The organism is Streptomyces sp. KR55 (genome assembly GCF_052245645.1).
Classification (GTDB): Bacteria; Actinomycetota; Actinomycetes; order Streptomycetales; family Streptomycetaceae; genus Streptomyces; species Streptomyces flavusporus.
The window spans coordinates 1-21,518 of the sequence record NZ_JBQQCE010000135.1 but is presented as its reverse complement, the minus strand read 5'-3'; the positions used below and the strand labels follow the sequence as shown (position 1 = coordinate 21,518).

Sequence of the window (21,518 nt, the reverse complement as noted above, 5' to 3'; positions counted from 1 at the left end):
CTTCGAGGTCGTCGGCAGGTCGGCCACCGCCCGCACGGCGTACGAGAACACCCGGCGCGGCGGCACCCTCGTCGTCGTCGGCGCCGGAGCCATGGACGACTTCCTCCAGCTCAACATGTTCGAGCTGTTCTTCGACGAGAAGCGGATCCTGCCCTCGATGTACGGCGGCGGAGACGTCCTGCGCTCCTACGAGCGGACCATCGCCCTGTGGCGCGCCGGCCGCATCGACCTGGTCGGACTGATCACCCACCGGGTGCCGCTCACCGAGATCAACGAGGCCCTCGACCAGATGCGTACCGGCACCGCGCTGCGTACCTGCATCGAGATCTGAGCCGAATCCGAGCCGAAGGGGCCTCATGTCACTGCCACTCGAGGGACTGTCCGCGATCGTCACCGGCGCCGGACGAGGGCTCGGCCGGGCCGAGGCGCTGGAACTGGCCCGGCTCGGCGCCGCCGTCGTCGTCAACGACTACGGACAGCCAGGGCGGGACGGCACCGGGGAAGCGTCCACCGGACCCGCCGAGGAGGTCGTCGCCGAGATCCGGGCGGCGGGCGGCACAGCCGTCGCGCACACCGGGGACGTCGCCGACTTCCAAGAGGCCGGTCAACTGGTTGAGTTGGCGATCGACACGTTCGGAAAGCTGGACGTCCTGATCAACAACGCGGGCATCCTGCGCGACCGTATGGTCTTCTCCATGGCGGAGGACGAGTGGGACTCGGTCATCCGGGTCCACCTCAAGGGCCACTTCAACACCACCCGGTTTGCCGCCGCGCACTGGCGCGAGCGGTCCAAGGCGGCAGGCGGGCCGGTGTTCGGGCGGATCGTGAACACCTCCTCGGAGGCGTTCCTGGCCGGTTCCGCGGGACAGCCCAACTACGCGGCGGCCAAGGGCGGAATCGTCGGCCTGACCACCTCCACGGCCCTCGCGCTCGCCAAGTACGGCGTGACGGCCAACGCCATCTGCCCGCGCGCCCGCACCCGGATGACCGAGGACGTCTTCCAACCGACGGGCGCCGACGGCCTCGACCCGCTCGCCCCCGAGCATGTCGCCCCGCTCGTCGGCTATCTGGCCTCGCCGGCCGCCGCGCGGATCAACGGGCAGCTGCTCGTCGTGCACGGCGGCATGGTGGCCGTCGTCGAACGACCGCGGGTGCAGGCGCAGTTCGACAGCAAGCAGGACACCTTCACCTACGACGAACTCGATGCGCTGCTCACTCCGCACTACGCGGACCGCCCGCCGCGGGAGACGTTCGCGGCGGTGGAGGTGCTGGGGCTGAAACGGAAGTAGGGCATGGGAAGGCCCCGCTCACCGAGGGTGAGCGGGGCCGTCGGCCAAGCCGATTGACGTGCCGTCAGGCCGCCGTCTCGGTCTGCTGCTCCACCGGCTTGCGGTGCCGTCCGCGAGGAGCCGACTCGGTGTCGTGCGTCGAGACCGGACCCCGGTGCCGGCCGTGGCCGGAGGGCTCCTGGCGGTCGGCGGGCAGCGGCTGGGACGTGCTGGCGTCGCTCATCGGAAGAATTCACCCCGTCAACATGATCTTTCAAACAGCCGAGCGAGTTTAACCGGGACACCTCGGGCCGAATCCAGGCGCACACGCCGACCGCCACTACTTCGTTACCTACTCGCCATACGCCCCGCCAACGGCGCCTGCTGCAACGGCACCGGACGCGAGGCAACAGGTTCCGGAGGATCCGGTTCCGACGGCTCCGCGAAGGCGCGAGCCGCGCCGTCCGGGACCGGATCCCCCGGGCTCGTGTCCCCCGTGTCCGCGGGCGCCGACGCCTCCCCGGGCACCGCCCACGCCGCCACACCGCACGGCACCGTCTCCGTGGCGTACGGAAGCCGCAGCACCCCGTCCCTCGTCCACAGCCCGGCGCCCGCCAACCACCCCTCGGGCGCGGCGAGATGCCGTACGTGCCGGTCGGCGGGCCGCCACACCCCGCCCCAGCTGCCCGCCGGACCGTCGATGCGCAGACCGACCCCGCAGCTCTCCGGGGTCAGCACCTGCCCCGGCTCGATCGTGAACGGCGTCATCGCATAGTCGGCGGCCACCCGCAGGCACTCCGGGAACCGCACCGGCAGCGTGCTGCCCAGCACCCCCCAGCCCAGCCTGCCGACGTCGCCCGGACAGGGCGCGTCGGAGCGGATGAGCAGCAGCCCGCTGTCGGGGTCGGCGAGCAGCAGCCGGTCGTCGCTGTCGGCGGCGATCTGCAGCAGCGGCGACACCTCGCCGTCCCGCCCCAGATCCACCACGACCGCCTTGGTCCGGCCGTCGGACTCCCGGTCCAGGGCCAGCAGCCGTCCCGTCCGGTCCAGCCACACCCCGCCGGAGCAGCGCCCGGGGATCTCGGCGAGGTGCTCCGGCCCGAAGGCGCCGCCCGCCACCAGCCACACAGCACTGGAGAGCCGGCCGACGGCGAGGGCGTAGGCCCGGTCGCCGCCCGGCGCGGGCGGCAGCAGCCGCAGCCGGGTGCCGTCGTCGGGGCACTCGACCGCGCCGAGCGGGAGTTCGCCGGTGCCGGGCCCGGTCGGGTACAGCAGGGAGAAGGTGTGCCGCCGCCCGTCGGTGAGGCGGCGGATCAGCACCCGTCCGTCGCCCATCGGCTGCACCTCCGTGCCGGGCTCCTCGGGCTGGTTGCCGGGCAGTGGCACGGCGTACGGCTCGGGTCCGTCCAGTGTCCAGCGCTCCGGGAACCAGGAGTCGCCGCTACAGGCGAGGCGTGCGGCGTACGAGCCGTCCACCGTGATCACGCAGCCCGCCGGCCGGGACCAGTCGTCGTGCTGGTCGGTGGCAGGCTCCGTCGCACAGGCCGTCATCGTTCGGTCACCTCCGGCGACGACGCTAGTTTTCGCACGCACAGACGTGGGACCACCCGACGGCCGCTTCACACATAAGGGTGGCCACGCGCCGGTTTGCCTGAGGTGACGGGGGCGGGTGTGCTGGGCGGGACGGCGACGGCATCGGTTCAGCCGTGCAGAACAGCCAGGTAGCCTGTCTTCCGTGCCCCGTCTGTCTGAAGTCATCGCCGCGTTGGAGACGCTGTGGCCCGCCGAGCGGGCCGAGTCCTGGGATGCGGTCGGCACCGTCGTGGGCGATCCGGACCAGGAGGTCTCCCGGGTCCTGTTCGCCGTCGACCCGGTGCAGGAGATCGTCGACGAGGCGGTGAAGCTGGGCGCCGACCTGCTGGTCACCCACCACCCGCTCTACCTGCGCGGTACGACGACGGTCGCGGCGAGCCACTTCAAGGGCCGCGTCGTGCACACCCTCATCAAGAACGACATCGCGCTGCACGTCGCCCACACCAACGCCGACACGGCGGACCCGGGCGTCAGCGACGCGCTGGCCGGCGCGCTGGACCTTCGTGTCGTACGACCCCTGGTGCCGGACCCGAGCGACCCCGACGGCCGCCGGGGCCTGGGCCGGGTCTGCGAACTGGACCATCCGCTGACCGTCCGCGAGCTCGCCGCCCGCGCCGCCCAGTGCCTGCCCGCCACCGCGCAGGGCATCCGCGTCGCCGGCGACCCCGAGGCGACCGTCCGTACGGTCGCCGTGAGCGGCGGATCCGGCGACAGCCTCTTCGACGACGTACGAGCGGCCGGCGTCGACGCCTTCCTCACCGCGGACCTGCGCCACCACCCCGCGTCCGAGGCCCGCGCCCACAGCCCCCTCGCGCTGCTCGACGCGGCGCACTGGGCCACCGAATGGCCCTGGTGCGAGCTGGCCGCCGCCCAGCTCGACGAGATCTCCGACCGCCACGGCTGGGACCTGCGCGTCCATGTCTCCAAGACGGTCACCGACCCCTGGACCGCCCACGCGGCCTCACCCGATTCGACAGCAGGAGCCCCCAACTGAACGCCGCGCCCGCCGACCAGATCCGACTCCTCGACGTCCAGGACCTCGACGTCCGCCTCCAGCAGCTGGCGCACAAGCGGAGGTCGCTCCCCGAACACGCCGAGATCGAGTCGCTGACCAAGGACCTCACCCAGCTGCGCGACCTCCTCGTGGCCGCGCAGACCGAGGAGAGCGACTGCGCCCGCGAGCAGACCAAGGCCGAGCAGGACGTCGACCAGGTGCGCCAGCGCGCCGCCCGCGACCAGCAGCGCCTCGACTCCGGCGCCGTCACCTCCCCGAAGGACCTGGAGAACCTCCAGCACGAGATCGCCTCCCTCGCCAAGCGGCAGGGCGACCTGGAGGACGTCGTCCTGGAGGTCATGGAGCGCCGCGAGTCCGCGCAGGAGCGGGTGGGCGAGCTGACCGAGCGGGTTGCCTCCGTCCAGTCGAAGATCGACGACGCCACCGCCCGCCGGGACGCCGCGTTCGAGTCGCTGGACGGCGAGGCGGCCTCGGTCACCAAGGAACGCGAGGTCATCGCAGGCTCCATCCCCGCCGACCTGCTGAAGCTCTACGACAAGCTGCGCGGGCAGCAGGGCGGCATCGGCGCGGCCAAGCTGTACCAGCGCACCTGCCAGGGCTGCCGCCAGGAGCTGGCCATCACCGAGCTGAACGAGATCCGCTCGGCCGCGCCCGACACGGTGATCCGCTGCGAGAACTGCCGCCGCATCCTGGTGCGCACCTCCGAGTCGGGGCTGTAAGGGGCGTACGGGGTGCAGGAGTTCATCGTCGAGGCCGACGGGGGTTCCCGGGGCAACCCGGGGCCGGCGGGCTACGGCGCCGTGGTGATCGACGCGGCGACCGGCCGGACGCTGGCGGAGGCCGCGGAGTACCTGGGCACCACGACGAACAACGTCGCCGAGTACCGCGGTCTGCTGGCCGGCCTGCGCGCCGCCCACGCCCTCGACCCGACGGCCAGGGTGCACGTCCGGATGGACTCCAAGCTCGTCGTCGAGCAGATGTCGGGCCGCTGGAAGATCAAGCACCCCGACATGAAGCCGCTGGCGACGCAGGCGGCGCGGATCTTCCCGCCCGGGCGGGTGACGTACGAGTGGATCCCGCGGGAGCAGAACAAGCGCGCGGACCGGTTGGCCAACGAGGCGATGGACGCGGGCGCACGCGGCGAACAGTGGACGGCGACGTCGACCGCGCAGCCCGCGGTTCCCGAGCCCTCGGGCCCGCCGGGGGACGCCACAGCGGGCGCGGCGAGAGTGCGCGCGGCGTTGGCGGAGCGGTCCACGGCTTCTCCGGCCGACGCGAGGGCTGACACGGATGTGCGTGCGGCGCTGGCTTCTCCGGCTGAGGGGGCGCGGGGGAGCGGTGACGCGAGGGCCGATGCCGGTGTGCGGGCGGCGCTGGCTTCTCCGGCCGAGGTGGCGCGGGGGAGCGGTGACGCGAAGGCTGACGCCGATGTGCGCGCGGTGCTGGCGGACCGTTCCACGGCGTCCCCCGCCGAGGGTGTGCAGGGCAGCGGTTCCGCGAAGACCGACGCCGATGTGCGTGCCGCGCGGGCCGTGGCCACGCCGACCGTCGGCTGGGGTGCCCCCGATCTCGGTGCCCCCGCCACCTTCGTGCTGCTGCGGCACGGCGAGACGCCGCTCACGCCGCAGAAGCGTTTCTCGGGCAGTGGCGGAACCGACCCCTCCCTCTCCGACGCCGGTCGGGAGCAGGCCGAGCGGGTGGCCGCAGCGCTGGCGAGGCGCGGGACGATCCAGGAGATCGTCGCCTCTCCCCTCGCCCGTACCCGCGAGACCGCCGGTGTCGTCGCCGCCCGCCTCGGCCTCGACGTCAGCTTCGACGACGGCCTGCGCGAGACCGACTTCGGCGCGTGGGAGGGGCTCACCTTCGCCGAGGTCCACGAGCGTTACCCGGACGATCTGAGCGCCTGGCTCGCCTCCCCGGACGCCGAACCGACCGGCGGCGGCGAGAGCTTCGCGGCGACCGCCACCCGGATCGCCGCCACCCGCGACAAGCTGGTCGCGGCGTACGCGGGCCGTACGGTCCTGCTGGTCACGCACGTCACGCCGATCAAGACGTTCGTACGGCTGGCCCTGGGCGCCCCGCCCGAGTCCCTGTTCCGCATGGAACTGTCGGCCGCCTCCCTGTCGGTGGTGGCGTACTACGCCGACGGCAACGCCAGCGTCCGCCTCCTCAACAACACGTCCCACCTGCGCTAGGGCCTGTCCGGCGGATCAGGCCGGCTCCAATGGGCGGTGACTGATCAGCACAGATGTGCGTGCCAGACCCCGCGATTCCGGCATGATCCGCCGGACAGGCCCTAGAGCCCGGCCGCCTCCCGGGCCAGCTCCTCGATCCGCCCCCAGTCCCGCGCCGCCACCGCGTCCTCGGGAACCATCCAGCTGCCGCCCACACAGCCGACGTTGGGCAGCGCCAGATACTCCGGAGCGGACGCGAGCCCGATCCCACCCGTCGGGCAGAACCGCGCCTGCGGCAGCGGCCCGGCGAGCGACTTCAGATACGCCGTACCGCCCGCGGCCTGCGCCGGGAAGAACTTCATCTCCCGCACCCCACGCTCAAGCAGCGCCACGACCTCCGACGTGGTCGACACTCCCGGCAGAAACGGCACCCCGGACGCCGTCATCGCCTCCAGCAGTACGTCCGTCCAGCCCGGGCTCACCAGAAAGCGCGCTCCCGCCGCCACCGACTCCGTCACCTGAGCGGGCGTGATCACCGTGCCCGCCCCGACCACCGCGTCCGGCACCGCGCCGGCGATCGCCCGGATCGCGTCCGGCGCGGCCGGCGTCCGCAGTGTCACCTCGATCGCGGGCAACCCCCCGGCGACCAGTGCACGCGCCAGCGGCACGGCGTCGGCGGCGTCCCGGACGACGACCACGGGGACGACGGGAGCAAGGTCAAGAACAGAGACGGTCATGCAGGTCATCGTGCCGGGGGTGTGCAGTATGCGCAAAGTCCATTGCGGATGCTGCAACGCCCGCTTGCGCAGCTCAGTGGACCTCGTCCACCAGCACATCCAGCCCCCACGCCGTGCCCGCCTTCACCGGAGGTTGCGCCTCCACCTCGTACCCGAGGTCCCGCAGCGCCTCCACCAGCTCGGCAGGATCCTTCGGCGCCGCCCCGGCCGACAGCAGGCTGCGGACGATCCGCCCCTTCGTCGCCTTGTTGAAGTGGCTGACCACCTTCCGGGTCGGCGCGTGCAGCACCCGCACGGTCGCCGTCCGCCCGGCGAGCTCGCCCTTCGGCCGCCACGCCGCCGCATACGCCGAGGACCGCAGGTCCAGCACCAGCCCGCTCCCCGCAGCCTCGGGCAGCGCGGCGGCCATCGGTGCACGCCAGTGCGCGCCCAGCGCACCGAGCCCCGGCAGCTTCACGCCCATCGAGCAGCGGTAGGAGGGGATGCGGTCCGTCACCCGGACGGCACCCCACAGACCGGAGAAGACCAGCAGGGAGCGTGCGGCACGCCGCTTGGCGGCCGGGTCGAGGGAGGCCAGGTCCAGGGCGTCGTACAGCACACCCGTGTAGATCTCCCCGGCGGGACGCGCCCCGGCGGTGCGCAGCTCCGCGTTCTTGGCGGCCTCCCCGCGCAGTCCCTCGCTCAGCCCGAGCACCTCGCGCGCCTTGTCCTCGTCGCCGGCGCACAGCTCGACCAGCTCGTCGAGCACCGCCTCGCGGGCGGGGTTGAGCCCCGGCAGCGACAGCGACTCCGGCTTCAGCGGGGCGCCACGGCCGGAAGGGGCCTTGCCTTCCGAGGGCGGCAGCAGGACAAGCACGCGTACTCCTTACGTAGAACTCTGCAGCAGAGGTTACGGCGTGCCACCTCGCCACCCCCGCCCTACGCTCGCTGTATGCCCCGCCGCCACATCCGCGTGACCGGCGCCCCAGACGCTCCCCTCCGGGCCGCCCTCGCCGCGCTGCGTGCCGAGCTCGGTGTGTCCGACGGCTTCCCGGCCGAGGTCCTCGCCGAGGCCGAACGGGCGGCCAAGGCCCCCGCACTGCCGTCCTACGACGCCACCGACATCCCCTTCCTCACCATCGACCCGCCCACCGCCACCGACCTCGACCAGGCACTCCACCTGTCCCGGCAGGGCACCGGCTACCGCGTCCGGTACGCCATCGCGGACGTCGCCGCCTTCGTCGTACCCGGCGGCCCGCTCGATGCGGAGACCCACCGGCGGGTGATGACCCTGTACTTCCCGGACGAGAGGATTCCGCTGCACCCGGCGGTCCTCGGCGAGGGCGCCGCAAGCCTGCTGCCGGGACAGCCCCACCCCGCCGTGCTGTGGACGATCGACCTCGACGCGGACGGCCGTACGCTCGCCGTCGACGTCCGCCGCGCCCTCGTCCGCAGCCGGGCCAGGCTCGACTACGCGGGCGTGCAGCGGCAGATCGACGCGGGGACCGCCGAGGAGCCGCTCGCCCTGCTGAAGACCGTCGGGCTGCTGCGCGAGCGGCTGGAGATCGAGCGCGGCGGCATCTCGCTGGGCGTGCCCGAGCAGGAGATCGTCGAGCGGGACCACACCTACGAACCGGCCTACCGCGCGCCGCTCCCCGCCGACGGCTGGAACGCGCAGATCTCCCTGCTCACCGGCATGGCCGCGGCCGACCTGATGCTCTCCTACGGCACCGGCGTCCTGCGCACCCTGCCCGCCGCCCCCGACGGCGCCGTCGGCCGCCTCCGCCGCACCGCGCACGCCCTGCACATCGACTGGCCGCACCACGTCTCGTACGCCGAACTGGTCCGCTCCCTCGACCCGCACGACCCCCGCCATGCGGCCTTCCTGCAGGAGTGCACGACCCTGCTGCGCGGCGCCGGCTACACGGTCTTCCGCAACGGCGCGCTCCCCCCGATCACCACGCACTCCGCCGTCGCCGCGCCCTACACCCACTGCACGGCCCCCCTGCGCCGCCTCACCGACCGGTACGCCGCCGAGATCTGCCTCGCCGCCGTCGCCGACCAGGCCCCGCCGGACTGGGTGCTCGCCGCGCTCGACGCGCTGCCCGCGGAGATGGCCGAGGGCGCACGGCGGGCGGGCACGGTGGAGCGGCAGTGCGTGGACATCGTCGAGGCCGCGCTGCTCAAGGACCGGGTCGGGGACGTCTTCACGGGCGTCGTGGTGGATCTGGAGGAACACCACCCGACCGTCGGGACCGTGCAGTTGGAGTCCCCGGCCGTCATCGGCCGGATCGAGGGCGAACACCTCCCGCTGGGCGAACGCCTGCAGGTCCGCCTCACCCAGGCAGATCCGGCAGCGGCAAAGGTGCGCTTCGCGCCTGCGTGATCTCCGCTACGAGGGTGGCGGCGTCGTCGGCGTACACGCGCACGACGCGCACCTCGCGCCGCCGGCCCAGGAAGGTGGTGTGCGTGACGGGTTCGGCCAGCTCCAGCGTGACCGTGGTCTGCCCGCCGACCTCGACGTCGAGTTCGCCGTCGGCCTTCCTGTGGGTCGTGCGCAGCTCCCGCCGTACGGCCGCGATCCGGTCCAGCGGTATCCGCAGGTCGAGATGGGCGGCCTTGCGGATGCGCAGCGCTCCGGGCTCCAGCACGTGCGGACGGACCACGGACGCCGCGTGCAGGCCGATGACGATCAGTACGGTGTACACGTCCAGGAACAGCACCACCCGGTGCACGGCCGGCCAGCGGTGCAGCAGCACGGACATCACGACCGTCTCCACCACACACACGTACGCGAACCCGAACAGGACGGCGCGCTGCCCGCGCGCATACCCGAAGGCGCGTCCACGGTCGGTGCCGTGGGTCCGCCGGGCCACCCACAACACCAGGCTCGCGAACAACCGCAGCTCATGCCGGACCAGCCGGTACGCCGTCCTCATCGCCGCTCCTCCGACGCGATGCGCAGCGCCTGGCGGATCGCCTCCGCCTGGGCCGGGGCCAGGTCCGCGTAGAAGGCGCGCAGGAAGCTGTGGCCGTGATCGACGGGTTCGGCGGGGAGCATCTCGGGGGGCAGCAGGTCGGCGAGGGCCTGCGCCGCTTCCTCGACGCGCGGGTCGTCCGGGGCGGCGTCCGCGAGCGCGTCGAGCAGTGCGTACGCCTCATGCGCCCGGGCCACCGCCGCCGGGCTGTCCAGGGCCCCGCGCAGCGCGCCCAGCAGCCGCTCCCGGTCCTCCGGAGAGGCGGCGGTGTCCAGCAGCGCGAAGATCTCGCGGTCCTTGGCGGCCATGGGGGAGTCGGAGGCCTGACCCATCCCGGAGAACAGCTCGGCCAGCTCCGGCGACACGGGCCCCTCGTCCGGCAGCAACTCCGCGTCGAGCAGCGCACGCAGCCGCGCACGGCGCTCCCGGATCGCCGCCTCCTGCCGCGCCAGATCGGCATCGAGCTCCTCCAGCACCTCACTCAGGTCCCGCCCCGCGTCGTCCGCGAGCACATCCCGCACCTCGGCGAGCCCGAGCCCCAGCTCCGTCAGCCGCCGGATCCGGGCAAGCACGACGGCGTGCCGCAGCGTGTAGTCCCGGTACCCGTTGGACAGCCGTTCCGGCTCGGGCAGCAGGCCCTGGTGGTGGTAGTGCCGGACGGTCCGCGTGGTGACGCCGACGGCCGCGGCGAGTTCTCCGATCCGCATGCCTTCAGTAGAGACGTTGACGTTACGGCAGGGTCAAGCGCCTTCGAGCTGGACACGGCAGACGTCCTCTGATCCCCTTGGCGGTGGGGGTGTGGGGTGACTGTAAGAGAGCAGGCGTTGTGGACCAGGGCACGGCTCGGCCGCTCAGGCCCGCCGCTCGACCTGCTCACCGCGCGTTTCGCTCGGCACGTCTACGCCCCGCACGCGCATGAGGAGTTCACCGTCGGCGTGACGGTCGGCGGGCTGGAGGTCATCGCCTACCGAGGCGGACACATCCGTTCCGGCCCTGGCTCCATCGTCGTCCTGGAACCCGGAGAGATGCACACCGGCGGCCCCGCCGCCCCCGACGGCTACGCCTACCAGGCCCTGTACGCCGAGCCCGCCCTGCTCACCGAAGGCACCCTCGGCGGCCTGCCGCACTTCCGCGAACCCGTCCTGAACGACCCCGAACTTGCCGCCGCCCTCCGCCGCGCGCACACCGACCTCAGCGCCTGCCCCGACCCGCTGGAGGCCGAGTCACGCCTCCCCTGGCTGCTCACCGCCCTCGCCCACCGCCACTCCACGGCCAGGGCGGACGACGACATCGTCCCCGGCGCCGACCACATCGCCCGCGCCGTCCGCGACCGCCTCGCCGACGAACTCCTGTCCCCGCCCTCCCTGGCCGACCTCGCCGCGGAACTGGGCCTGTCCCGCTACCAGCTCCTACGGGCCTTCCGTACGACGATGGGGATCCCGCCGTACGCCTGGCTGGCCCAGTACCGGGTGCAGAGGGCGCGGACGCTGCTGGAGACCGGCCTGCGCCCGGCGGAGGTCGCGGGGCTGGTGGGCTTCGCCGACCAGGCGCACCTCACCCGGTGGTTCCGCCGCGTGCTGGCGGTGACGCCGGCGGCGTACCGCAACAGCGTTCAAGACTTCGGGCGATGACCCGTCCGAAACTCACTGCATGACTGCACGCGGCTGGCTCCTGTTCTCCCTGATGGGAGTGGTCTGGGGCATCCCCTATCTGATGATCAAGGTGGCGGTGGACGAGGTGTCCCCGTCCATGGTGGTGTTCACGCGCTGCGCCCTGGGCGCGGCCCTCCTGCTCCCCTTCGCGCTACGGCAACCGGGCCTGGCCCGGACCGTCCGGACGCACTGGAAGCCGATGCTGGCCTTCGCGTGCATCGAGATCATCGGCCCCTGGTGGACCCTTACCGACGCCGAACGCCACCTGTCCAGCTCCACGGCGGGCCTGCTGATCGCGGGCGTCCCGATCGTCGGCGTCGTCCTGGCCCGCTACTTCGGCGCCGCGGAACGCCTGGGCGCCCGTCGGATCACCGGCCTCGCCCTGGGCCTCACCGGCGTCGGCGTGCTCACGGTCCCCCACCTGACGGGAGGCGACGCGCGCTCCCTGGCCGAGGTCCTGCTGACGGTGCTGGGCTATGCGACGGCCCCCTTGATCGCCGCCCGCCACCTGAAGGACGTCCCGTCCCTCCACCTCACGGCCCCCTGCCTGGCGCTGGCCGCCCTGGTCTACGCGCCGGCGGCGGCCGCCACCTGGCCTGTCGAGCCCCCGTCCGCCGAGACCCTGACCGCCCTCGCCGCCCTCGGCGTCATCTGCACGGCGGTCGCCTTCGTGGCCTTCCTGGAGCTGATCAAGGAGGTGGGCCCGACGCGGGCGACGGTGATCACGTACGTCAACCCGGCGGTGGCGGTGGCGGCGGGAGCCCTGTTCCTGGACGAGGAGCTGACGGCGGGAATCGCGGTCGCCTTCACACTGATCCTGGCCGGCTCGGTCCTGGCCACGGCTGCCGGTCCGACGAAGCGCACACGCCCGGTACCATGGTCGACACGGCAGACGAGCCGGGCGGACGGCCGCGTGGAGTCCCCCTAGGGGGCTTCCCGAGGAACGTCCGGGCTCCACAGGGCAGGGTGGTGGCTAACGGCCACCCGGGGTGACCCGCGGGACAGTGCCACAGAAAGCAAACCGCCGGGGGCTTCGGCCCTCGGTAAGGGTGAAACGGTGGTGTAAGAGACCACCAGTGCCCAGGGCGACCTGGGCAGCTAGGTAAACCCCACCCGGAGCAAGGTCAAGAGGGGACACCCCGGTGTCCCTGCGCGGACGCTCGAGGGCTGCCCGCCCGAGTCCGCGGGTAGACCGCACGAGGCCGACGGCAACGCCGGCCCTAGATGGATGGCCGTCGCCTTCGGGCCCGCGAGGACCCGGGGGAACAGAACCCGGCGTACAGCCCGACTCGTCTGCCGCTCTTCGCCGCGCTACGCGCCGATCGAGAGAATGTGCCGTGATCCTCACCGCCAGCGAGGCGCAGGGACCTCTTTCCCCTGATCAAGAAGGTCAACGACGGCTACGCGTCCGTACGCATCCACTCCAAGAAAGGCGATGCCATCCTCATGCCCGCCGAGGACTACGACGCCTGGCAGGAGACCATCTACCTCCTGCGATCTCCGGCCGACGCTCGACGTCTCATGGAAGCTGTCGCCCGCGACCGTGCGGGCCGGAGGAGGACGACCAAGACCCTTGACGAACTCCACGAGCTGGTCGGCGAGGAGTGACAGACGGTAACTTCGACCCGGCTACCTGGGACGACTCTCAGCATCGTACGAGCGTCAGACGTCCCGCTCTGACGAGGCCAGCTCGACGAGCCCCGCCCACGCCTCACGCGACACCGTGACGACGGGCCCGGCGGCGGCCTTGGAGTCCCGGACGTGCACAACTGCCGTACCGGCCGCGACCTCTACACAATCGCCGCCCTCGGTTCCGCTGTAACTGCTCTTGAACCAGGCGAGGCCGGAGGCGACGGTCGAGGACTCAGCGTTGTTCATAGCGATCCCAGCAACCTTCGATGAGCTCCAGTGACTCTCGCGGAGTGAGAGCCTGTGATCGGATGATCCCATAGCGTGCGTGTGCGAGAACCGCCTGTTCCGGGTCGGTCTGCAGGGAGCCGATTCCCTGGGCCTCGGCGTACACGAACTTCTTGCCGTCTTTGCGCGTGACGACGGTGAACGGCCCGTTCACGCCCCGTATTTGATCACCGCTCTCGAGTCACACGGCGACGGCACCTTCGAGATGCGCTTCACCTCCACACCCCGCGGCGCCCGTCTCGCTCGCCGCCTGGTGGCCGTGCGGCTGGACGCATGGGGCCTCGCGTACGGCACCGAACCCCACGACGAGATCGTGCTGATCGTGGCCGAGTTGACCGTGAACGCCGTGCGGCACGGCCACGTTCCCGGCCGCGACTTCCACCTCCGCGTGCACGCCCAGGCCGACGGTACCGAAGAGACGGGCCGCGGGCTGCTCCTCGTATCGCGCCTCGCCGCGCGCTGGGACTGGCACCCGCGCTCCGACGGTCCGGGCAAGACCGTCTGGGCGGAGTGCGTCCTGCCCGGGAGAACAGCTCCTGCGGCGATCGGGAACGAGACTGACGCGGTCAGCCGGGCTCTTGGCTGACCAGCAGGTCCAGCATGCGCTCCAAGGCTCGGCGGCGGCGAACGCGGTGGCGTCGGTGATACCGAGACGGTTGCGCAGGACGCCAGCTGCTGCGGCGGCTCGCGGCAGTCGTGGGGGCCGATGAGGGCAGAACGACGTCTTCCTCGTCGGATAGCCGCGGAAGCCGACGCATGTGGTGTTGCCGAAGTGTTGCGCCACTTGAAGCTTCGAAAGACCGACTCTCACCATGTGGAATCACAGCCGGGCGTTCTTGACCGACTGGGCTCCCGCTGGTTCGATCGACGGCATGAAGCGACAGGACCTCACGCGGCGGCGCCATGTCGACCTTGCGCGTGTCTCCAGCTCCTTCTGTCGCTGCCGGGTCTGAGCGCACCCGAGGGAGACAGACCCTCGAACTCGCTTCCTCTCCCGCTCTGTTCGTGAATTTCTGTTCCGGTTGTTCTCCGTTGTGACGGCGGCAGTCCCGGGAACGTCGCTTCAACGCGTCTGAATTCCGATCGACGAGCACCTTTCCCGGCCCCCGCGTGCCCCGAGCAGATCGCGAACGGATCGTCGACTGCAAGCGGCTCGGCGTCGGCCTCTTCCTCCTCGGCTTCCCCGTCGCCGTCCACGCACGCCCAGCCGCCGCCGTCCTCCTGAAAGGACCCCGCATGGCCCTCGTCCTGTCCGTCTCCGGAAGTCCCTCCGCCACTTCTCGCACCGCACGGCTGCTGCGTCACCTGGACGACCGGCTCACCGCGCAGGGGCACGAGGTGATCGCTCTGGACGTCCGTACTCTCCCTGCCGAGGCACTGCTCGGGGCCGACTTCCGGCACCCGGCGATCGTCCGGGCCACCGCCCTGTTCGAGCGGGCGGATGGCGTCGTGATCGGCACCCCGGTCTACAAGGCCGCCTACTCCGGGCTGTTGAAGTCGCTGCTCGACCTGCTTCCGCAGTACGCGCTCGCGGGCAAGACGGTTCTGCCGCTGGCGACCGGCGGCACCACCGCCCATGTGCTGGCCATCGACTACGCCCTGCGCCCGGTGCTGAGCTCCATGGGTGCCGCGCACATCGTCCCGGGCTGGTTCACGCTCGACAAGGACATCACCGTGGGCGACGACGGCACGCTGACCGTCGCACCGGGCTCGGCCGAGGCCCTGGCCCAGGTCACCGACCAGTTCTCGCTCGCCCTCGGCGGTCGGCCGACGCTGCTGGCGGCTACCGGATGAGCGCGCCGCGACCCTGATCGCCGGCGACGCCGAGCCCTCACCGTCGCCGCCGAACCGGCCGCGGACTTCCGCGAGGACGCGACGGAGCGGGACGTGCACGCCGTCGGCTTCCCCGCGCCCTCGAAGGCCCAGCACATCCGCCGCTACGTCCCGAACGGCACCAAGTCGCCCCGGCGCGGCCTTCCCTGACAAGCCATCACAACGATCCTGATCGGAGACCCCAGGTGTCCCTCACCTTCCACTGGTTCCTGCCCACCAACGGCGACAGCCGCCACGTCGTCGGCGGCGGCCACGGCACACCGGCCACCGCCTTCGGACGGGACCGGCCGCCGACGGTCGCCTACCTGACCCAGATCGCCCGCGCCGCCGAGAGCCTGGGCTTCGTCGGTGCGCTCACCCCGACCGGTGCCTGGTGCGAGGACGCGTGGCTGACCACGGCGATGGTCAGCCAGAACACCGAACATCTGAAGTTCCTGGTCGCCTTCCGGCCCGGCTTCGTCTCCCCGACGCTCGCCGCGCAGATGGCCTCCACCTTCCAGCGGCAGACCGGCGGGCGGCTGCTGCTCAACGTCGTCACCGGCGGCGAGAGCCAGGAGCAGCGGGCCTACGGCGACTTCCTCGACAAGGACGCCCGCTACCGGCGAACCGACGAGTTCCTGCAGGTCGTAAGGGAGTTGTGGCAGGGCAGGACGGTCGACCTGAAGGGGGAGCACCTCCAGGTCGAGGGCGCCACGCTGGCCCGGCTGCCCGACCCGGTCCCCGAGGTGTACTTCGGCGGCTCCTCGCCCATCGCCGGCGAGGTCGCCGCGCGCCATGTGGACGTCTACCTCAGCTGGGGCGAGCCGCCTGCTGCCGTCGCCGAGAAGATCGCCTGGATCCGGGCGCTGGCCGACAAGGAGGGCCGCAGCATCCGCTTCGGCATCCGCCTGCACGTCATCACCCGCGACACCGCGGAGCAGGCATGGGCCGAGGCCCGGCGGCTGCTGGACGGCTTCGACACGGAGACCGTGCGGTCCGTACAGGCGGGGCTGGCCCGCAGCGAGTCCGAGGGGCAGCAGCGCATGCTGGCCCTGCACGGCGGCAGCCGGGACGACCTGGAGATCCACCCGAACCTGTGGGCCGGTATCGGCCTCGTCCGCGGCGGCGCGGGCACGGCGCTGGTCGGCAGCCACGACGAGGTCGCCGAGCGGATCGCCGAGTACCACCGGCTCGGCATCGACGAGTTCGTCCTCTCCGGCTATCCGCACCTGGAGGAGGCGTACTGGTTCGGCGAAGGAGTCCTGCCGCGGCTGCAGGCACAGGGCCTGTGGACCCACCCGTTCCGGGCGGACGCGCAACCCGTCGCCCAGGTGCCCTTCGCGGGCGGCGGGAGCCCGCGATAAACGGTGCGGGACCGTCTTGCGGAATCCTGACGCCGCCCGCGCTCAGGAGACGTGCGCACCCCCCACCGACCGCTCCCACACCCGCTCCAGGTGCTCCGCGAACACCTCCCGCGCATCCGGTGTGAGGGTGCGCAGGGCCACCAGGGCCGTGATGACCACGTCGCACAGTTCGGACCGGACGTCCTCCCACGTGTGGGTGGTGCCCTTGCGCGGGTTCTGGCCGGTCGCGCCGATCACCGCCTGGGCGACCTCGCCGACCTCCTCGGACAGCTTCAGGATGCGCAGGAGCAGGCCTTCCCGGTCGCCGTGCGCCCGGTTCGCGTCCAGCCACCGCCACAGGTCGTCGATGGAGGTCCACAGGTCGGCGGGGGGTGTCGTGGGCGTGACCTGGTCACTCATGGCATCACTCATGGCCCGCAGCCTGCCATGCCCGCAGCCTGCCATGGCGGTCGCCTCTCGAGCAGTGCCCTTGCGGTGGGCTACTCGTCGAACGACTCCTCGAACAGCGGGTCCTGGCCGCCCTCCGCCTCCCGCTGCGCCTGCTCCTGCCGCACCCGCTGGTTGCGCATGCCCACCACCACGGCCGTGCCCGCCGCCGCCGCGCCGAGTGCCGCCGGGACCATCCAGCCGCGGTCGAGGATGTGCCCGAGGGCGTGGTCGAGGGAGAGGCGGCCGGGGCCCGCGATGGCGATGCCGGTCGCGGACAGGCCGAGGGTGGCGGCGTACTCGTAGCCACCCTCCGTGGCGAAGAAGCCGCTCGGGGCGTGCACCACGGCCGCGCCCGCCATGTCTCCGGCCGCCACGGCACCCGCCGCAGGGGTGGCCAGGCCCAGCGCCAGCAGTGTGCCGCCGCCGAACTCCGCCAGTCCCGCCGCCATGGCGCTCGCCTTGCCGGGCTTGTAGCCGACGGACTCGAACCACTGGCCCGTCCCCTCGATCCCACCCCCGCCGAACCAGCCGAACAGCTTCTGCGCGCCGTGCGCCGCAAGAACGCCGCCAGTGCCCAGCCGGAGCAGCAGCAGTCCCAGATCACGTCGGTCGTAGCAGGTCACGATGACTCCCGGAGCAGACAGCAGGAACAGTTCCCCACCCGGTTTCCCGAATTTCCCCGATCTCCCCGATTCCACCGTTGCATCCCTGCCACCCGCCCGGCCCTCCCGGGCAGCCGTTCGGGTGGCGGGCCGTGCGGCGCGGTGTGAGTCTGCTGGCATGACGATTCAGCCAGCCAAGCTGAGTGACCCGGCCGTTCGCGCCTTCGTCACCGCTGTCAACGCCCATGACCGGGAGGGCTTCATGACCCTCCTCGCCCCCGGCGCGACCATGTCGGACGACGGTGCGGACCGCGACCTCGCCGACTGGATCGACCGGGAGATCTTCTCCTCCCACGGCCACATGGAGGTCGACAACGAGTCGAACGGCGGCCGCTCCCTCATCGCCCGCTACAGCAACGACACCTGGGGCGAGATGCGCACCCGGTGGAGCTTCGTCGTCGAGGACGACGGGAGGATCTCCCGCTTCGAGACCGGGCAGGCCTGAAAAGTACGTGGCTTTTGTGTTGACGCGGCCCTTGTGTTGACGTGCACTCCAACTCCTAGCCTCCCGAGGCATGGAGATCACCAGGACACTCGGACGCAGCGGCATCCAGGTCAGCGCCCTCGGCTTCGGCTGCTGGGCGATCGGAGGTGAGTGGCAGGACGCCGACGGGCAGCCGCTCGGCTGGGGCAGGGTCGACGACGAGGAGTCCGTACGGGCGATCCACCGCGCCCTCGACCTCGGTGTCACCTTCTTCGACACCGCCGACACCTACGGCACCGGCCACAGCGAACGCATCCTCGGCCGCGCCCTCGGCAAACGCCGGGACGATGTCGTCGTCGCCACCAAGTGGGGCAACGTCTTCGACGAGGACACCCGCACCCTCACCGGTGGCGACGACTCCCCGGCGTACGCCCGCCGTGCGCTGATCGCCTCCCTGCGCCGTCTCGACACCGACCACATCGACCTCTACCAGTTCCACCTGTCCGACGCTGACCCCGAAAGGGCTGCCGAACTCCGCGATGCCTGCGAGGAGTTCGTGCAGGAGGGGCTGATCCGGGCGTACGCGTGGAGCACCGACGACCCCGCCCGCGCCGCCGTCTTCGCCGAGGAGGCGCACTGTACGGCCGTACAGCACGCCGCCAATGTGCTGCACGACGCGCCGGAGATGTTCGCGCTGTGCGAGGAGGCCGGTCTGGCCAGCGTCAACCGCAGCCCGCTCGCCATGGGCCTGCTCACCGGCCGGCACGCCGGGCGGCCGCGCCTGGAGACCGGGGACATCCGCAGCAGGCCGCCGGCCTGGCTGCAGGGCTTCGCGGCGGGATCGGGAGCCGATCCGGCGTGGCTGGCCCGCGTCGACGCGCTGCGGGACGTCCTCACCAGCGGCGGTCGTACGCTCGCGCAGGGCGCCCTTGCCTGGCTGTGGGCGCGCAGCCCGCGCACCGTGCCGATCCCGGGCTTCCGGTCCGTCGCCCAGGCCGAGGAGAACGCCGGCGCCATGGCCCACGGAGCGCTCACTGCCGAGCAGTTGACGGAGGTGGACCGCATCATCGGACGGTGAACCACCCGCCGGTCCTCGATGTACGCGGAGGCTGTTCCACGGCCCCGGTGCGCACCCCGCGGTCCCACGCAAGGTCCACCCCCAACCGGTGCCGTGGAACAGCCGCCGCCTTCCCCCCTCGGTGTGGCCCACGGAAGCTCGACACTCCAAGTGTGAAGTTCCTGTGGAGGAGAGTTGAGCATAAGTCCTCTACCGGCGGCAATGGGGCGGACGGTGAAACTCCGGTTGTGCAGGTTGAGTGCTCACACGGGTGCGGGGTGACGGTTCAGCCGCGTCCCACGTACGGCATCGTCGTCGCCAGCACCGTCGCGAACTGCACGTTCGCCTCCAGCGGCAGCTCCGCCATGTGCCGCACCGTGCGCGCCACATCGGCGACGTCCATCACCGGCTCCGGCGCCACCTCGCCGTTGGCCTGCAACGCACCGGTCTGCATCGCCTGTGTCATGTCCGTCGCCGCGTTGCCGATGTCGATCTGTCCCACCGCGATGCGGTACGGGCGCCCGTCCAGCGACAGGGACTTGGTGAGGCCGGTCAGGGCGTGCTTGGTGGCCGTGTAGGCGGCGGAGTGCGGGCGGGGCGTATGGGCGGAAATGGACCCGTTGTTGATGATCCGGCCACCCTGCGGGTCCTGCTCCTTCATCTGCCGGTACGCCGCCTGCGCGCACAGGAACGCCCCGTTGAGGTTGGTGTCCACCACGTGCCGCCAGGCCTCGTACGGCAGCTCCTCGACCGGGATCCCGCCCGGCCCGAACGTCCCCGCGTTGTTGAACAGCAGGTCCACCCGCCCGAACCGCTCGACGGTGGCCGCGAACAGCGCGGTCACGTCCTGCGGTTGTGACACGTCCGTGCGTACGGCCAGCCAGGCGCCCTCGGGCACCAGCGCACCCGTCTCCTCCAGAGTCTCCACGCGGCGCCCCGCCAGCGCCACCGACCAGCCCGCGCGCAGCAGTTCCACGGCGACCGCGCGCCCGATGCCGGAGCCGGCGCCGGTCACCACCGCGATCCTCGACCGGTCCGTCCGCTCCGCAGTTTGCATGTCATTCATGAGCCCGCAGCGTAGGAGACGGTCCGCCATGCGGAACTCATCCGCCCGCCATCCGAGTGTTGTGTACGTGCCAAGTGCGAGTCGTTCCCGGCCAGTCCAATGCCTCCTGCATCGAATTGACAGGTTCGTCAGGGGAGGACCGGATGACATCCGCAGCACGCCCGTCACAGCACGCCCCCGAATTCCGCGCGGCCGCCCGGCACATCGGCCGCCGTCGCTTTCTGACCGTCACCGGGGCGGCCGCCGCGCTCGCGTTCGCGGTGAACCTGCCCACCGCGGGCGTCGCCGGCGCCGCCGAACTCGACGCCGCGCGGATCACCGACGACCCGTTCACCCTCGGCGTCGCCTCCGGCGACCCGCTGCCCGAATCCGTCCTGCTGTGGACCCGCCTCGCGCCCGCTCCGTACCAGCCCGACGGCGGCCTGCCGGCCGAACGCGTCACCGTGCACTGGGAACTGGCCCGCGACGAGAACTTCCGCCGCCCCGTGAGACGCGGCACCACCACCGCCCACCCCGAGTTCCACCACACCGCGCACGTCGAGGTCGGCCATCTCGAACCCGGCCGCGTCTACTACTACCGCTTCCGGGCCGGCAGTTGGGTGAGCCCGACCGGCCGCACCCGCACCGCGCCGTCCACCCGCGACCAGGTCGCCGCCCTGAAGCTCGCCGCCGTTTCGTGCCAGGCGTATCACGACGGCTACTTCACCCCGTACGGCCATCTCGCCCAGGACGACGTGGACGTGGTGTTCCACCTCGGCGACTACCTGTACGAGTACGCGGTCAACGCGGTCGGTGGCCAACGGAACTACACCGACCGGACCCTCCCGGCCCACTTCAACCGCGAGACGGTCACCCTGGAGGACTACCGACTCCGGTACGCCCTCTACAAGACCGACCCCGACCTGCGCGCCGCACACGCCGCGCACCCCTTCGTCGTCACCTGGGACGACCACGAGACCGAGAACAACTACGCGGACGACATCCCCGAGAACGACGTGCCCCCGGAGGAGTTCCTGCTGCGCCGCGCCTCCGCCTACCGCGCCTACTGGGAGAACCAGCCGCTGCGCCGCCCGCAGCTCCCCGACGGCCCCGACATGCAGCTCTACCGCCGCCTGCACTGGGGCCGGCTCGCCCAGTTCGACGTTCTCGACACCCGCCAGTACCGCTCCAACCAGGCCTACGGCGACGGATCCGACGTCCCCGGGCCCGAGATCGACGACCCGACCCGCACGATGACCGGCGAGACACAGGAGCGGTGGCTGCTCGACGGCTGGCGGCAGTCGCAGGCGCTGTGGAACGTCGTACCGCAGCAGGTCGTCTTCTCCCAGCGCAAGTTCGACCTGACGGAGCCGTCGCGGGTGTCGATGGACGCCTGGGACGGCTACCGGCCC

At 71.9% G+C, this 21,518-nt stretch carries 24 protein-coding genes, 1 other RNA gene and 3 pseudogenes; 17 read left to right on the top strand and 11 right to left on the bottom strand.

The features are described from left to right. Nucleotides 1–331, top strand: a 331-nt coding sequence (locus ACTWQJ_RS20935; RefSeq protein ID WP_443308142.1) for a zinc-binding dehydrogenase, incomplete at its 5' end; no start/stop codon positions are given. A 25-nt stretch (nt 332–356) separates the two neighbouring features. Further along, nucleotides 357–1,289, top strand: coding sequence for a 3-oxoacyl-ACP reductase (locus tag ACTWQJ_RS20930; protein ID WP_443308141.1), 933 nt, complete (start codon nt 357–359; stop codon nt 1,287–1,289). A 64-nt stretch (nt 1,290–1,353) separates the two neighbouring features. On the opposite strand, the gene ACTWQJ_RS20925 is transcribed toward ACTWQJ_RS20930, so the two are convergent. Together ACTWQJ_RS20925 and ACTWQJ_RS20920 are read right to left on the bottom strand one after the other, a co-directional pair. Then, nucleotides 1,354–1,512, bottom strand: a complete 159-nt coding sequence (locus ACTWQJ_RS20925; protein WP_443308140.1) for a hypothetical protein — start codon at nt 1,510–1,512, stop codon at nt 1,354–1,356. 104 nt (nt 1,513–1,616) lie between these two features. Then, the gene (locus ACTWQJ_RS20920; protein ID WP_443308139.1) at nt 1,617–2,819 is read right to left on the bottom strand and encodes a hypothetical protein; all 1,203 of its coding nucleotides are present in this window, start codon (nt 2,817–2,819) and stop codon (nt 1,617–1,619) included. A 184-nt stretch (nt 2,820–3,003) separates the two neighbouring features. On the opposite strand from ACTWQJ_RS20920, the gene ACTWQJ_RS20915 reads away from it, so the two are divergent. The 3 genes from ACTWQJ_RS20915 to ACTWQJ_RS20905 are packed head-to-tail and all read left to right on the top strand — an operon-like array spanning nt 3,004 to nt 6,071. Next, on the top strand, nt 3,004–3,855 hold the full coding sequence (locus ACTWQJ_RS20915) for a Nif3-like dinuclear metal center hexameric protein (RefSeq protein ID WP_443308138.1): 852 nt from the start codon (nt 3,004–3,006) through the stop codon (nt 3,853–3,855). Next, nucleotides 3,852–4,595 carry a zinc ribbon domain-containing protein gene (locus ACTWQJ_RS20910; RefSeq protein ID WP_385512076.1) on the top strand — a complete coding sequence of 248 codons (744 nt, stop codon included), beginning with the start codon at nt 3,852–3,854 and terminating at the stop codon, nt 4,593–4,595. The genes ACTWQJ_RS20915 and ACTWQJ_RS20910 overlap by 4 nt, the downstream gene beginning before the upstream one ends. 12 nt (nt 4,596–4,607) lie before the next feature. Further along, nucleotides 4,608–6,071, top strand: a complete 1,464-nt coding sequence (locus ACTWQJ_RS20905; protein WP_443308137.1) for a bifunctional RNase H/acid phosphatase — start codon at nt 4,608–4,610, stop codon at nt 6,069–6,071. A 101-nt stretch (nt 6,072–6,172) separates the two neighbouring features. Here the strand turns inward: ACTWQJ_RS20905 and eda are convergent, their stop codons facing one another. Together eda and yaaA are read right to left on the bottom strand one after the other, a co-directional pair. Continuing rightward, nucleotides 6,173–6,787, bottom strand: coding sequence for a bifunctional 4-hydroxy-2-oxoglutarate aldolase/2-dehydro-3-deoxy-phosphogluconate aldolase (eda, locus tag ACTWQJ_RS20900; protein WP_385511956.1), 615 nt, complete (start codon nt 6,785–6,787; stop codon nt 6,173–6,175). 73 nt (nt 6,788–6,860) lie between these two features. Beyond that, on the bottom strand, nt 6,861–7,643 hold the full coding sequence (gene yaaA, locus ACTWQJ_RS20895) for a peroxide stress protein YaaA (RefSeq protein WP_409472446.1): 783 nt from the start codon (nt 7,641–7,643) through the stop codon (nt 6,861–6,863). 75 nt (nt 7,644–7,718) lie between these two features. Between yaaA and ACTWQJ_RS20890 the strand changes: the two genes are divergently transcribed. Beyond that, complete coding sequence (locus tag ACTWQJ_RS20890; RefSeq protein WP_443308136.1) at nt 7,719–9,152, top strand: RNB domain-containing ribonuclease; 1,434 nt, start codon at nt 7,719–7,721, stop codon at nt 9,150–9,152. On the opposite strand, the gene ACTWQJ_RS20885 is transcribed toward ACTWQJ_RS20890, so the two are convergent. Both ACTWQJ_RS20885 and ACTWQJ_RS20880 read right to left on the bottom strand, forming a co-directional pair. Further along, nucleotides 9,103–9,705: a hypothetical protein gene (locus tag ACTWQJ_RS20885; protein WP_443308135.1), complete on the bottom strand. Its 603-nt coding sequence runs from the start codon at nt 9,703–9,705 to the stop codon at nt 9,103–9,105. The two genes, ACTWQJ_RS20890 and ACTWQJ_RS20885, sit on opposite strands and share 50 nt — an antisense overlap. Continuing rightward, nucleotides 9,702–10,451 (bottom strand): MerR family transcriptional regulator, encoded by a 750-nt coding sequence (locus ACTWQJ_RS20880; protein ID WP_443308134.1) that lies wholly within the window; start codon nt 10,449–10,451, stop codon nt 9,702–9,704. The genes ACTWQJ_RS20885 and ACTWQJ_RS20880 overlap by 4 nt, the downstream gene beginning before the upstream one ends. A gap of 96 nt (nt 10,452–10,547) precedes the next feature. On the opposite strand from ACTWQJ_RS20880, the gene ACTWQJ_RS20875 reads away from it, so the two are divergent. The 4 genes and pseudogenes from ACTWQJ_RS20875 (at nt 10,548) to ACTWQJ_RS20860 (ending at nt 13,004) form a co-directional block, all read left to right on the top strand. Continuing rightward, a complete protein-coding gene (locus ACTWQJ_RS20875) occupies nt 10,548–11,375 on the top strand; it encodes an AraC family transcriptional regulator (RefSeq protein ID WP_443308133.1) in 828 nt (275 codons plus the stop codon). Nucleotides 11,376–11,394: 19 nt separating this feature from the next. Continuing rightward, nucleotides 11,395–12,174 (top strand): annotated as a pseudogene (locus tag ACTWQJ_RS20870) (DMT family transporter); the annotation flags it as partial. Between the two features lie 115 nt (nt 12,175–12,289). Beyond that, nucleotides 12,290–12,692: RNase P RNA component class A (gene rnpB / locus ACTWQJ_RS20865), an RNA gene on the top strand. A gap of 41 nt (nt 12,693–12,733) precedes the next feature. Then, nucleotides 12,734–13,004: pseudogene (locus tag ACTWQJ_RS20860) on the top strand (type II toxin-antitoxin system Phd/YefM family antitoxin). Between the two features lie 54 nt (nt 13,005–13,058). On the opposite strand, the gene ACTWQJ_RS20855 reads toward ACTWQJ_RS20860, so the two are convergent. Beyond that, on the bottom strand, nt 13,059–13,274 hold the full coding sequence (locus ACTWQJ_RS20855) for a DUF397 domain-containing protein (protein ID WP_443308132.1): 216 nt from the start codon (nt 13,272–13,274) through the stop codon (nt 13,059–13,061). After that, a pseudogene (locus ACTWQJ_RS20850) lies at nt 13,261–13,470 on the bottom strand (Scr1 family TA system antitoxin-like transcriptional regulator); the annotation flags it as partial. The pseudogene ACTWQJ_RS20850 and the gene ACTWQJ_RS20855, both read right to left, overlap by 14 nt. 6 nt (nt 13,471–13,476) lie before the next feature. Here ACTWQJ_RS20850 and ACTWQJ_RS20845 point away from each other — a divergent pair. The 4 genes from ACTWQJ_RS20845 to ACTWQJ_RS20830 all read left to right on the top strand — a co-directional run bounded on the left by ACTWQJ_RS20845 (nt 13,477) and on the right by ACTWQJ_RS20830 (nt 16,489). Continuing rightward, a complete protein-coding gene (locus tag ACTWQJ_RS20845; protein ID WP_443308131.1) occupies nt 13,477–13,899 on the top strand; it encodes an ATP-binding protein in 423 nt (140 codons plus the stop codon). 226 nt (nt 13,900–14,125) lie between these two features. Further along, the gene (locus ACTWQJ_RS20840; RefSeq protein ID WP_443308130.1) at nt 14,126–14,266 is read left to right on the top strand and encodes a putative leader peptide; all 141 of its coding nucleotides are present in this window, start codon (nt 14,126–14,128) and stop codon (nt 14,264–14,266) included. Between the two features lie 283 nt (nt 14,267–14,549). Beyond that, entirely contained in the window at nt 14,550–15,107 is a 558-nt protein-coding gene (gene ssuE, locus ACTWQJ_RS20835; protein ID WP_443308145.1) for an NADPH-dependent FMN reductase, read from the top strand. A 224-nt stretch (nt 15,108–15,331) separates the two neighbouring features. Beyond that, nucleotides 15,332–16,489: an LLM class flavin-dependent oxidoreductase gene (locus ACTWQJ_RS20830; RefSeq protein WP_443308129.1), complete on the top strand. Its 1,158-nt coding sequence runs from the start codon at nt 15,332–15,334 to the stop codon at nt 16,487–16,489. Between the two features lie 42 nt (nt 16,490–16,531). Here ACTWQJ_RS20830 and ACTWQJ_RS20825 read toward each other — a convergent pair whose 3' ends face one another. Next, on the bottom strand, nt 16,532–16,888 hold the full coding sequence (locus ACTWQJ_RS20825) for a MazG-like family protein (RefSeq protein WP_443308144.1): 357 nt from the start codon (nt 16,886–16,888) through the stop codon (nt 16,532–16,534). Between the two features lie 80 nt (nt 16,889–16,968). Beyond that, nucleotides 16,969–17,541 (bottom strand): DoxX family protein, encoded by a 573-nt coding sequence (locus tag ACTWQJ_RS20820; RefSeq protein WP_443308128.1) that lies wholly within the window; start codon nt 17,539–17,541, stop codon nt 16,969–16,971. A gap of 157 nt (nt 17,542–17,698) precedes the next feature. Here ACTWQJ_RS20820 and ACTWQJ_RS20815 point away from each other — a divergent pair, with 157 nt between their 5' ends. Beyond that, complete coding sequence (locus ACTWQJ_RS20815; protein ID WP_385511932.1) at nt 17,699–18,025, top strand: nuclear transport factor 2 family protein; 327 nt, start codon at nt 17,699–17,701, stop codon at nt 18,023–18,025. Nucleotides 18,026–18,095: 70 nt separating this feature from the next. Then, entirely contained in the window at nt 18,096–19,082 is a 987-nt protein-coding gene (locus tag ACTWQJ_RS20810; RefSeq protein ID WP_443308127.1) for an aldo/keto reductase, read from the top strand. Between the two features lie 265 nt (nt 19,083–19,347). Here the strand turns inward: ACTWQJ_RS20810 and ACTWQJ_RS20805 are convergent, their stop codons facing one another. Beyond that, a complete protein-coding gene (locus ACTWQJ_RS20805; RefSeq protein WP_443308143.1) occupies nt 19,348–20,118 on the bottom strand; it encodes an SDR family oxidoreductase in 771 nt (256 codons plus the stop codon). A gap of 152 nt (nt 20,119–20,270) precedes the next feature. Between ACTWQJ_RS20805 and ACTWQJ_RS20800 the strand changes: the two genes are divergently transcribed. Then, nucleotides 20,271–21,518 (top strand): alkaline phosphatase D family protein (locus ACTWQJ_RS20800; protein ID WP_443308126.1); only part of this gene is annotated, 1,248 nt, incomplete at its 3' end.

What these genes read in the sequence shown, in the direction of transcription:
- ACTWQJ_RS20930 (WP_443308141.1), top strand. Translation starts at nt 357, where the DNA reads ATGTCACTGCCACTCGAGGGACTGTCCGCGATCGTCACCGGCGCCGGA.
- ACTWQJ_RS20925 (WP_443308140.1), bottom strand. Translation starts at nt 1,512, where the DNA reads ATGAGCGACGCCAGCACGTCCCAGCCGCTGCCCGCCGACCGCCAGGAG.
- ACTWQJ_RS20920 (WP_443308139.1), bottom strand. Translation starts at nt 2,819, where the DNA reads ATGACGGCCTGTGCGACGGAGCCTGCCACCGACCAGCACGACGACTGG.
- eda (WP_385511956.1), bottom strand. Translation starts at nt 6,787, where the DNA reads ATGACCGTCTCTGTTCTTGACCTTGCTCCCGTCGTCCCCGTGGTCGTC.
- ACTWQJ_RS20890 (WP_443308136.1), top strand. Translation starts at nt 7,719, where the DNA reads ATGCCCCGCCGCCACATCCGCGTGACCGGCGCCCCAGACGCTCCCCTC.
- ACTWQJ_RS20885 (WP_443308135.1), bottom strand. Translation starts at nt 9,705, where the DNA reads ATGAGGACGGCGTACCGGCTGGTCCGGCATGAGCTGCGGTTGTTCGCG.
- ACTWQJ_RS20880 (WP_443308134.1), bottom strand. Translation starts at nt 10,451, where the DNA reads ATGCGGATCGGAGAACTCGCCGCGGCCGTCGGCGTCACCACGCGGACC.
- ACTWQJ_RS20855 (WP_443308132.1), bottom strand. Translation starts at nt 13,274, where the DNA reads ATGAACAACGCTGAGTCCTCGACCGTCGCCTCCGGCCTCGCCTGGTTC.
- ACTWQJ_RS20840 (WP_443308130.1), top strand. Translation starts at nt 14,126, where the DNA reads ATGTGGAATCACAGCCGGGCGTTCTTGACCGACTGGGCTCCCGCTGGT.
- ssuE (WP_443308145.1), top strand. Translation starts at nt 14,550, where the DNA reads ATGGCCCTCGTCCTGTCCGTCTCCGGAAGTCCCTCCGCCACTTCTCGC.
- ACTWQJ_RS20825 (WP_443308144.1), bottom strand. Translation starts at nt 16,888, where the DNA reads ATGAGTGACCAGGTCACGCCCACGACACCCCCCGCCGACCTGTGGACC.
- ACTWQJ_RS20815 (WP_385511932.1), top strand. Translation starts at nt 17,699, where the DNA reads ATGACGATTCAGCCAGCCAAGCTGAGTGACCCGGCCGTTCGCGCCTTC.
- ACTWQJ_RS20810 (WP_443308127.1), top strand. Translation starts at nt 18,096, where the DNA reads ATGGAGATCACCAGGACACTCGGACGCAGCGGCATCCAGGTCAGCGCC.
- ACTWQJ_RS20805 (WP_443308143.1), bottom strand. Translation starts at nt 20,118, where the DNA reads ATGCAAACTGCGGAGCGGACGGACCGGTCGAGGATCGCGGTGGTGACC.